The sequence below is a fragment of the Mycobacterium sp. PSTR-4-N genome (assembly GCF_022348085.1).
Lineage (GTDB): Bacteria > Actinomycetota > Actinomycetes > Mycobacteriales > Mycobacteriaceae > Mycobacterium.
The window spans coordinates 189,160-198,861 of sequence record NZ_JAKRFN010000008.1 but is presented as its reverse complement, the minus strand read 5'-3'; the positions used below and the strand labels follow the sequence as shown (position 1 = coordinate 198,861).

At 69.1% G+C, this 9,702-nt stretch carries 11 protein-coding genes; 5 read left to right on the top strand and 6 right to left on the bottom strand.

The window, feature by feature from the left end; all coding sequences use genetic code 11:
- Positions 1-236: 236 nt before the first annotated feature.
- From MHN84_RS14150 to mmsB, 3 genes are read left to right on the top strand one after another with little or no spacing between them, the layout of a single operon-like run.
- Entirely contained in the window at positions 237-1,757 is a 1,521-nt protein-coding gene (locus MHN84_RS14150; protein ID WP_241205158.1) for a CoA-acylating methylmalonate-semialdehyde dehydrogenase, read from the top strand.
- 4 nt (positions 1,758-1,761) lie between these two features.
- Complete coding sequence (locus MHN84_RS14145) at positions 1,762-2,919, top strand: acyl-CoA dehydrogenase family protein (RefSeq protein WP_241205157.1); 1,158 nt, start codon at positions 1,762-1,764, stop codon at positions 2,917-2,919.
- 13 nt (positions 2,920-2,932) lie between these two features.
- On the top strand, positions 2,933-3,805 hold the full coding sequence (mmsB, locus tag MHN84_RS14140; RefSeq protein ID WP_241205156.1) for a 3-hydroxyisobutyrate dehydrogenase: 873 nt from the start codon (positions 2,933-2,935) through the stop codon (positions 3,803-3,805).
- Here mmsB and MHN84_RS14135 read toward each other — a convergent pair.
- On the bottom strand, positions 3,802-4,359 hold the full coding sequence (locus MHN84_RS14135) for a TetR/AcrR family transcriptional regulator (RefSeq protein ID WP_241205155.1): 558 nt from the start codon (positions 4,357-4,359) through the stop codon (positions 3,802-3,804). The genes mmsB and MHN84_RS14135 overlap by 4 nt on opposite strands.
- A gap of 36 nt (positions 4,360-4,395) precedes the next feature.
- Complete coding sequence (locus MHN84_RS14130; RefSeq protein ID WP_241205154.1) at positions 4,396-5,160, bottom strand: HAD family hydrolase; 765 nt, start codon at positions 5,158-5,160, stop codon at positions 4,396-4,398.
- Positions 5,161-5,252: 92 nt separating this feature from the next.
- On the opposite strand from MHN84_RS14130, the gene MHN84_RS14125 reads away from it, so the two are divergent.
- Positions 5,253-5,927, top strand: coding sequence for a response regulator transcription factor (locus MHN84_RS14125; RefSeq protein WP_241205153.1), 675 nt, complete (start codon positions 5,253-5,255; stop codon positions 5,925-5,927).
- Positions 5,924-7,120, top strand: coding sequence for a GAF domain-containing sensor histidine kinase (locus MHN84_RS14120; RefSeq protein WP_241205152.1), 1,197 nt, complete (start codon positions 5,924-5,926; stop codon positions 7,118-7,120). Before MHN84_RS14125 ends, MHN84_RS14120 begins: the two co-directional genes overlap by 4 nt.
- Here the strand turns inward: MHN84_RS14120 and MHN84_RS14115 are convergent.
- From MHN84_RS14115 to map, 4 genes are read right to left on the bottom strand one after another with little or no spacing between them, the layout of a single operon-like run.
- Positions 7,117-7,605, bottom strand: a complete 489-nt coding sequence (locus tag MHN84_RS14115) for a MarR family transcriptional regulator (RefSeq protein ID WP_241205151.1) — start codon at positions 7,603-7,605, stop codon at positions 7,117-7,119. The two genes, MHN84_RS14120 and MHN84_RS14115, sit on opposite strands and share 4 nt — an antisense overlap.
- Before the next feature lie 16 nt (positions 7,606-7,621).
- The gene (locus MHN84_RS14110; RefSeq protein ID WP_241205150.1) at positions 7,622-8,332 is read right to left on the bottom strand and encodes a zf-HC2 domain-containing protein; all 711 of its coding nucleotides are present in this window, start codon (positions 8,330-8,332) and stop codon (positions 7,622-7,624) included.
- Positions 8,329-8,844: a sigma-70 family RNA polymerase sigma factor gene (locus MHN84_RS14105; protein ID WP_241205149.1), complete on the bottom strand. Its 516-nt coding sequence runs from the start codon at positions 8,842-8,844 to the stop codon at positions 8,329-8,331. Before MHN84_RS14105 ends, MHN84_RS14110 begins: the two co-directional genes overlap by 4 nt.
- A 59-nt stretch (positions 8,845-8,903) precedes the next feature.
- Entirely contained in the window at positions 8,904-9,701 is a 798-nt protein-coding gene (gene map, locus MHN84_RS14100; RefSeq protein ID WP_241205148.1) for a type I methionyl aminopeptidase, read from the bottom strand.
- Position 9,702: the final 1 nt, after the last annotated feature.

Here is a 9,702-nt window from a genome sequence, read left to right as displayed (position 1 = left end):
ATCAACGCCACCACCAGGCTCGTCAACGCCCGCGGCTACGGCCACCACTCCGCCCAAACACTGGCCGCAATGATCTACCTCTGCCGCGGCGGACTACACCCCCAGCTACCCACAAAAACATGAGGAGCCGCACATTAGTTCGACCCACCGACAACATTCTCACCCTTGCCAGCTCCCCGCGACGATTACTAGGATGTCCAAGTATCGACACTCAGTCGCTCCTGGAAGGCCGACTCATGACCAAGCGAATCCCCCACTTCATCGACGGCAAGCGCAGCGAGCTCGCGTCCACGCGTACCGCGGACGTGATGAACCCCAGCACCGGTGAGGTCCAGGCTCAGGTGCTGCTCGCCAGCAAGGCCGACGTCGACACCGCGGTCGCCTCGGCCGTCGAGGCGCAGAAGGAATGGGCGGCGTGGAACCCGCAGCGGCGGGCGCGGGTCATGATGAAGTTCATCGAGCTCGTCAACGCCAACACCGAGGAGCTCGCCGAGCTGCTGAGCATCGAGCACGGCAAGACCGTCCCCGACGCCAAGGGCGACATCCAGCGCGGCATCGAGGTCATCGAATTCGCCATCGGCATCCCCCATCTACTCAAGGGCGAGTTGACCGAGGGTGCCGGCGGCGGCATCGACGTCTATTCGATCCGTCAGCCCCTCGGCGTCGTCGCCGGCATCACCCCGTTCAACTTCCCCGCGATGATCCCGCTGTGGAAGGCCGGTCCCGCGCTGGCATGCGGAAACGCGTTCATTCTCAAGCCTTCCGAGCGGGACCCGTCGGTGCCGGTGCGCCTGGCCGAGCTCTTCCTCGAGGCCGGTTTGCCCGCCGGTGTCTTCCAGGTCGTCCACGGCGACAAGGAAGCCGTCGACGCGATCCTCACCCACCCCGACATCCAGGCTGTCGGCTTCGTCGGCAGCTCCGACATCGCGCAGTACATCTACTCCACCGCCGCCGCCAACGGTAAGCGCTCCCAGTGCTTCGGCGGCGCCAAGAACCACATGATCGTCATGCCCGACGCCGATCTCGACCAGGCCGTCGACGCATTGATCGGGGCCGGCTACGGCAGCGCCGGTGAGCGATGCATGGCGATCAGCGTCGCCGTCCCGGTCGGCGAAGAGACGGCGAACCGACTGCGTAATCGCTTGGTGGAGAGGGTCAATCAGCTTCGCGTCGGGCACAGCCTGGACCCGAAGGCCGATTACGGCCCGCTGGTCACCGCTGCCGCGCTCGAGAGGGTGAAGAGCTACATCGCCCAGGGTGTCGACGCCGGCGCCGAGCTGGTGGTCGACGGCCGCGAACGGACCACCGACGAACTCTCCTTTGACGACCAGAGTCTGGAGAACGGCTACTTCATCGGGCCCACCCTGTTCGACCACGTCACCACCGACATGAGCATCTACACCGACGAGATCTTCGGCCCCGTGCTGTGCATCGTGCGCGCCCACGATTACGAAGAGGCACTGAGCCTTCCGAGCAAGCACGAGTACGGCAACGGGGTCGCGATCTTCACCCGCGACGGTGACGCGGCGCGCGACTTCGTCTCGCGCGTGCAGGTCGGCATGGTCGGCGTCAACGTGCCGATCCCGGTTCCGGTGGCCTACCACACCTTCGGCGGCTGGAAGCGCTCCGGCTTCGGCGACCTGAACCAGCACGGTCCGGCGTCGATCCAGTTCTACACCAAGGTCAAGACCGTGACCGAGCGCTGGCCCTCGGGTATCAAGGATGGCGCGGAGTTCGTCATCCCGACCATGAAGTAGCGACATGGACTTCTTCAGCCTCGGCGATGACGACCGCGTGATCGCCGAGACGGCCGCGGCGTTCGCCGAAAAGCGCATGGCCCCTCACGCTTTGGAGTGGGACGAGACCCATCACTTCCCCGTTGACGTGTTGCGGGAGGCGGCCGATCTCGGCATGGCCGCGATCTACTGTCGCGAGGACGTCGGCGGCAGCGGGTTGCGGCGCATCGACGCCGTGCGGATCTTCGAGCAGCTCGCCACCGCCGACCCGACCGTCGCCGCGTTCCTGTCGATCCACAACATGTGCGCGTGGATGATCGACACCTTCGGCACCGACGAACAGCGCAAGGCATGGGTGCCGCGGCTGGCGTCGATGGACGCGATCGCCAGCTACTGTCTGACCGAGCCGGGGGCCGGCTCCGATGCAAGCGCCCTGCGCACCAAGGCCGTTCGCGACGGTGACGGCTGGGTGCTCGACGGTGTCAAACAGTTCATCTCCGGAGCGGGCAGTTCCGACGTCTACGTCGTGATGGCACGCACCGGCGCCGAGGGACCCAAGGGCATCTCCGCCTTCATCGTCGAGAAGGACACTCCCGGACTGAGTTTCGGCGCCGACGAACAGAAGATGGGCTGGCATGCCCAGCCCACCCGCCAGGTCGTCCTCGACGGCGCCCGGGTGCCCGCCGACGCACTCCTCGGCGGGGAGGAGGGCACCGGCTTCGGCATCGCGATGAAGGGACTCAACGGCGGCCGCATCAACATCGCGGCCTGCTCGCTGGGTGGCGCGCAAGCCGCCTACGACAAGGCCAGCGCCTATCTGGCGGACCGGCAGGCCTTCGGCGGGGCGCTGATCGACGAGCCCACGATCCGGTTCACCCTCGCCGACATGGCAACCGCGCTGGAGACGTCGCGAATGATGCTGTGGCGGGCGGCAACTGCTCTCGACGAGGATCATCCCGACCGGGTGGAGCTGTGCGCGATGGCCAAGCGCTACGTCACCGACGCCTGCTTCGAGGTCGCGGACTCCGCTCTGCAACTGCACGGTGGCTACGGTTATCTGCGCGAATACGGCCTGGAGAAGATCGTCCGCGATCTGCGGGTGCATCGCATCCTGGAGGGCACCAACGAAATCATGCGCGTGGTGGTCGGGCGGGCAGCCGCCGCCCGGGCCCGCGCCTCGTGAGGAGAGAGCTGTCATGACGACGATCGCGTTCCTGGGACTGGGCCACATGGGCGGGCCGATGGCGGCGAACCTGGTGGCCGCCGGGCACACCGTGCGCGGTTTCGACCCGGTGGCGGGCCTGCGTGACGCCGCCGAGGAGAAGGGCGCGGCCGTGTTCCACAGCGGCGCCGAGGCGGTCAGCGGAGCCGAGGTCGTGATCACGTCGCTGCCCAACGGCGACATCGTCAAGGCCGTCTACGACGAGGTGCTGCCGGCCGCCGCGAGCGGGGCGCTTCTCATCGACACCTCGACGATCTCGGTCGACGACGCCCGCGCCATCCACACCCGGGCAGGAGAACGCGGCCTCGCCCAGATCGATGCACCCGTGTCGGGCGGTATCAAGGGCGCGACCGCGGGCACGCTGGCGTTCATGGTCGGGGGTGAGACCGAGGCCGTCGAGCGGGCCCGCCCGGTGCTGGAACCGATGGCGGGCAAGATCATCCACTGCGGCGACTCGGGTGCCGGGCAGGCCGCCAAGCTCTGCAACAACATGGTGCTCGCGGTGCAGCAGATCGCGATCGGTGAGGCGTTCGTGCTCGCCGAGAAGCTCGGTCTGCCCGCCCAGTCCCTGTTCGACGTGATCACCGGAGCCACCGGCAACTGCTGGGCGGTACACACCAATTGCCCTGTGCCCGGGCCGGTTCCGACATCGCCCGCCAACAACGACTTCACCCCCGGTTTCGCGACTGCGCTGATGAACAAAGACCTCGGTCTGGCGATGGCCGCGGTGGAGTCGACGGGATCACAGGCCCCGTTGGGCAGCCATGCCGCCGAGATCTACGCGCGCTTCGCCGAGGCACACGCCGACAAAGACTTCAGCGCCGTGATCGAGGTGCTGCGCGGCTAGACGGGCCCGAGCAGGATCTGCCGGATCACCGGACGGGCGAAGCGGATCAGCTCGTCACGGCTCAGGTCGGCGACGGCGGGATTCACCATCACGTAGCGGGTGACGGCCAGGCCGATGACGAACGCCCCCATCAGGCCGGCACGCTGGGCCGCGTGGTCGGGGGTGATGACCGCCAGCGCCGGCCCCACCTGGGTGGCGAACACCCGTCGCATCGTCTCGACGGCGGACTCACTGGTCATCGCCGCCCGCAGCAGCGCGATGAAAGTACTGTCCTGCTCCCAGACCGCGAAGAACCGGGACAGCAGCACGTCGGCGACATCGGCAGGTGCGACAGCCGTGAGATCGGGCAGGTCGAGGGTGAAATCGGCGGCCTCGGCGAACAGTTCCTGCTTGCTGCCGAAATAGCGGTTGATCAACGCCGGGTCGACGCCCACGTCGGCGGCCACCGCGCGCATCGTGGTGGCCTGATAGCCCTCCGAGCCGAACCGTGCGCGGGCCGCGGCCAGGATGTCGGCGCGCGTCTTTGACGCATCGCGGGACCGGGTCGAGCTCACCCGCGCAAGGATAGGACGCGGTGTGCGCGCGGGACGCTAGGCAGCGGTCGGGGTGGGATGGGTGTCGCGCCAGGAATCGTGAGCCTGCCTGCAGTCGGCGATCCGCTGCAGCGTGCCGGCACCCTCGGGGCTGACCGGGATCGTCGCCATCCCGGTGGCCATCGCGGCCGTGCGGCTCGCCGGCGACGCCGCGAACGCCAGCGAACATCGGGCCGTCACGCCCAGTTCGGACAGCGCCACCCGGAACAGATCCGCACCCGGCGCATCCTCCGCGGTGACGATCGCGCTCACCACGCCGTCCCCGACGAGCTGCCGCACCAGCGGCGCCACCCAGGAGTGACTGCCGGAGCTGACCACGGCCACGCTGATCCCCGCGGCGAACGCCTCGGTGATCAGATCCGTCAGGCCGGCGCGCGCCGTGATGTCGGCGTCGAGGATCGTCTCGGCGAGGATGCGGTTCTTCCGTGCGCAGATGTCGTCGACCAGGAGCTCGGCGAGCACATCGCACTCGGAACTGATCCCTCGCTTGCGCAGCTCGGCCGCCACCCGTCGGCGCTCATCGGTCAGCACCAGCAGCTGCCGGTAGCGCGCCTCGGTCCAGACGATGCCGAGGCCGAGCTCGGCGAACGCCGCGTTGAATGCGAGTCGGTGACCGGCGCAATCGATGTCGGCGATCGCGTCGAGGTCGAAGATCATCGCCTGCAGCGAAGGTCGCAGCGTGGGTGCTGTGCTGTCGCCGGGGCCGGCCGAGTCCCACCAGAACCGACCGGCTCGCCATGCTTTCTGGTGTGAGGGCTCCATGAACGCAATGGTGGTCCACGTCACACTGTGGGCGCCTCCCCCATTAGGGGGATTCCACGGGGATTCGCGGGAGCGCCTCTAAGGTGAGGGCCATGACCAGCCCCTCCGATCGCAGCGCCCCGGTGCGGATCGTGCTGGTCGACGACCACGAGATGGTCATCGAGGGCCTCAAGGCGATGCTCGCGGCGTTCGCCAGCAGGGTGACCGTGGTGGGTCAGGCGGTCGGGGCAGAGAAGGCGATGGGTGTGATCGCCGAGCTCGATCCCGACATCGTGCTCTGCGATGTGCGCATGCAGGGCTCCAGCGGGCTCGATCTGTGTCAGCGGTTGCGCGAGCGGGACCCCGGCCGGCGCGTCGTGATGCTCTCGGTCTACGACGACGAGCAGTACCTCTTCCAGGCGTTGCGCGTCGGGGCGGCCGGCTACCTGCTCAAGAGCATCAGCAGCGAGGAGCTGGTGCGACAGCTCGAGTTCGTGCACACCGGGGCGACGGCGATAGATCCCGTGATGGCCGCCCGGGCGGTGGACACCGCCGCCCGACTGCAACGCGACGAATTCTGGCCAGGTGCGCGCCAGGGCCTCACCCAGCGCGAGAGCGAGATCCTGGCCCTGGTGGTCAACGGCCTGTCCAACCGCGCGATCGCGGCCAAGCTGGTGATCGGCGACGAGACCGTGAAAACCCACCTGAGCTCGCTGTACCGCAAGCTCGGGGTCAACGACCGCACGGGCGCGGTGGCCATGGCGCTGCGCGAAGGCATCTACCAGTGAGCGCACGGCCGGTCCTGACCGCGGATCGCGAGCTGGCTCTGCTGCGCGAATTGATCCAGGCCGCCTCGCGCGGCCCCGGTGTCGAACCGCTGGCGGCCGCCGCGGCCAGGATGATCACCGCGGCCACCGACAGCGACGTCTGCTTCGTGCACGTCCTCGACGACACCGAGCGATCGTTGACGCTCGCCGGCGCCACCCCACCGTTCGACGCCGAGGTCGGCAAGATCAGATTGCCCCTGGGACAAGGGATCTCGGGCTGGGTGGCCAGCCACCTCGAACCGGTGGTGATCCGCCGGGACAAGGAGTCCGATCCGCGCTACCTGCCCTTCGAGTCGCTGCGCGGGCGCGACTTCACCTCGATGGTGTCGGTGCCGATGGAGTCCACCCCCGGCGGGCTCGTCGGCGTGCTGAACGTGCACACCGTGGCCGAGCGCGAGTTCGGCGACGGCGACGTGGAGCTGCTCCTGGTGATCGGCCGGCTCATCGCCGGGGCCATGCACCAGGCCCGGCTGCACCGTCAGCTGGTGGCCCGGGAACGCGCCCACGAGAACTTCGTCGAGCAGGTCATCGAGGCGCAGGAGATCGAGCGGCGCCGACTCGCCGGCGACATCCACGACGGCATCTCGCAGCGGCTGGTGACGCTGTCCTATCGGCTCGACGCCGCGGCCCAGGCAGCTCGCTCCCCCGACGACCGCGCGGCGCTCACCGAGCAACTCGACCGTGCCCGTGAACTGGCCGATCTGACTCTGCAGGAGGCCCGCGCCGCGATCAGCGGTCTGCGACCGCCCGTGCTCGACGACCTCGGCCTCTCCGGGGGGCTGGCCAGCCTGGCCCGGTCGATCCCGCAGGTCAAGATCGACACCGACCTGGCCGACACCCGGCTGCCCGACCACATCGAGCTCGCGCTCTACCGGATCGCCCAGGAGTGCCTGCAGAACGTCGTCAAGCACGCGCACGCGACGGTGGCCCGGCTGGCGTTCCACGCCGACGACCAGACGGCCCGGCTCGAGATCGCCGACGACGGCGTCGGTTTCGACACCCTGGAACGGCCTCTGGGCAGCGACGAGATGGGCGGTTACGGCCTGCTGTCGATGGCCGAACGCGCCGAGATCGTCGGCGGCCGGCTCAACATCCGATCCCGGCCCGGCGCGGGCACCACCGTCACCGCGACGATCCCCCTGCCGGCCCGCTAGAAATCTCCGGCGGCCCGGCGCAGCGTCTCGATGGCCGACGCCAGCGCGCGCGACTGCTCTCCCGTGATCCCCAGATCGGCGAACACCTCGGTGTTGAGCGTGACCGTCGCATCCTCGACCGTGGATCGGCCGAGATCGGTGAGCCGGACCAGCGTCGTGCGCCCGTCGGTGGGGTGCGGGATTCGCTCGACCAGACCGTCGGCCTCCAGCCTGCGGATCGCGTGCGTGACGCTGGTGACGTGGACCTGCAGCCGATCCGAGGCCTTGGTGATCGGCAGCGCGCCGGTCCGGCTGAACGCCAGCAGCCGCAGCAGCTCGAACCGCGAAAAACTCAGGTCGTAGGGCCGGAGCGCGGCCTCGACGCGGGCGAGCAGGATCTGGTGGGCCCGCATCACCGACGTCACGGCGACCATGCCGTCGGCCACCTCGCCCCACCCCGAGGCCTCCCAATTGGCGCGGGCGGCGGCGATGGGGTCACTGGGCACGCCTCTTCTTACCGCATCACAGCTGCTTCTCCAGCAGCACCTTTCCGTCGTCGACCGAGACCATCTGCACCGCGGCGATGTCGCCCTGCTGCATCGGGGTCATTCCGCTGGGCAGCGCGGTCGCCCCGGGAATCCCGAGCCACGTCGCGATCTGCGAGCGGGTGCCGTCGCGGGCGATGACGACCATGCCCAGATCCTTGGGCGGCGCGGCAGCGTTGTCGCCCCACGTGCCGTAGGAGCACGACATGTCGATGCGGGTGCCCCAGCCGAAGTCGGTCAGCGCGATGCTGGCGTTGATCGGCGTGGGCGCCATCTTCACCATGTCGACCATCTGTGCGGTGTTCTGGGTGGTGGTGCGGTCTTGGAATCCCATGATTGCGGGCCGAGCCACCAGCAGAATGCCCACGGCCAGCACGGCGGCGGCCAACCCGACGACCGCCGAGGTGACCCAGCGGCTGCGACGCCGACGCCAGCGCACCTTGGCCAGCACGTTGTCGAGCACCTCGGGGCGCAGCGGCGGGTCGGGCTGCTCGTCCTCGAGAGCGGTCACGTCGTCGAGGTCGAGCAGGCCCAACAATCCCGGCATGCCGGACAGTTCGGCAACGGCGTCGCGGCATTCGGCGCAGCGGGCGAGGTGGGTCTCGTACTCGAGGCGCTCGTCGCTGCTCAGCGATCCCAACACGTAGGCGGCGTCCCAGGTCAGGTAGCGGTCGTCGTGGTCGATCATCGGGTCACTCCCATCTCCTGGAGTCCCAACCTCAGGGCCCGCATGGCGTAGTGCAGCCGCGATTTCACGGTTCCCTCCGCGATGCCGAGGTCGGCGGCGATCTGCGCGGTCGTCCAGCCCTGGTAGTAGGCGCGGCGCACGACGGCGCGGTGTTCCTCGGTCAGCTGGGCCAGCGCGGTGCTGAGCAGAATTCGGTTCAGCGCGCTGTCGACCTCGTCGGACGATGCGCGGTCTGCGACGTCGTCAGGCACCGGTTCGGCGGCCTCGTTGCGAAACCGGGCGCTGCGCCGCTCGTCGATGATCATGTTGCGGGCCACCGTGAACAACCACGCCCGCGCGGACCGGTCCGCATCGGCGGTGACCGCAGGGTGTCGCCACGCCTTCAGCAGCGTCTCCTGGACCACGTCCTCGGCACGCGCCCGGTCACCGGTCAATCGCAATGCGTAGCGCCACAGCGCGGCGCCGTGTTCGTCGTAGAGCACGCGCATCATGGCGGCCTCCGGATCGTCCATTCCCAACCTCCGTGTAGGACACGGTGGCGGCGGCGTTCCGGTTCACCAACCCAGGAAATCTACCGGGTGAGAATTCTCGGCCCGTCGTCGGTGACCGCAACGGTGTGCTCCCAGTGTGCGGCCCGCGAGCCGTCCGTGGTGACCACAGTCCAGTCGTCGTCGAGGATGCGCGTCTTGGCCGTCCCCAGCGTCAGCATCGGTTCGATCGCGAGCACGGAGCCCGCCACCAGGTGCGGCCCGCGGCCGGGGGAACCCTCGTTGGGCAGGAACGGGTCCATGTGCATCTCGCGGCCGATCCCGTGCCCGCCGTAGCCGGCGACGATGCCGAAAGCGCGGTCGTAGCGCTTCTCGGCGGCGCGGGTGCCGGACTCGATGGCATGGCTGACATCGGTGAGCCGGTTTCCGGGGATCATCGCCGCGATCCCGGCCTCCATCGACTCGCGGGTGGCAGCCGAGAGGTTGGCGTCGGCCTCGATCAGGTCACCGACGCCGAACGTGAACGCCGAGTCGCCGTGCCAGCCGTCGAGGATCGCGCCGCAGTCGATCGACACCAGGTCGCCGGCGGCCAGCGTCTCGGCCGCCGAGGGGATGCCGTGCACGACGCGGTCGTTGACCGACGAGCAGATCGTGGCCGGGAAACCGTGGTAGCCCAGGAAGGACGGCACCCCGCCGCCGTCGCGGATCACCGCCTCGGCGACCCGGTCCAGGTCGAGGGTGGACACCCCGGGGGCGGCCGCCTCCCGGACCGCACGCAGCGCGGCGGCCACCAGCGCACCGGCGGCGGCCATCGCGTCGAGTTCCCCGGCGGTCCGCTGGGGAACGACTTTGCGGCTGCGCAGTCCGGGTAGCGACACCATG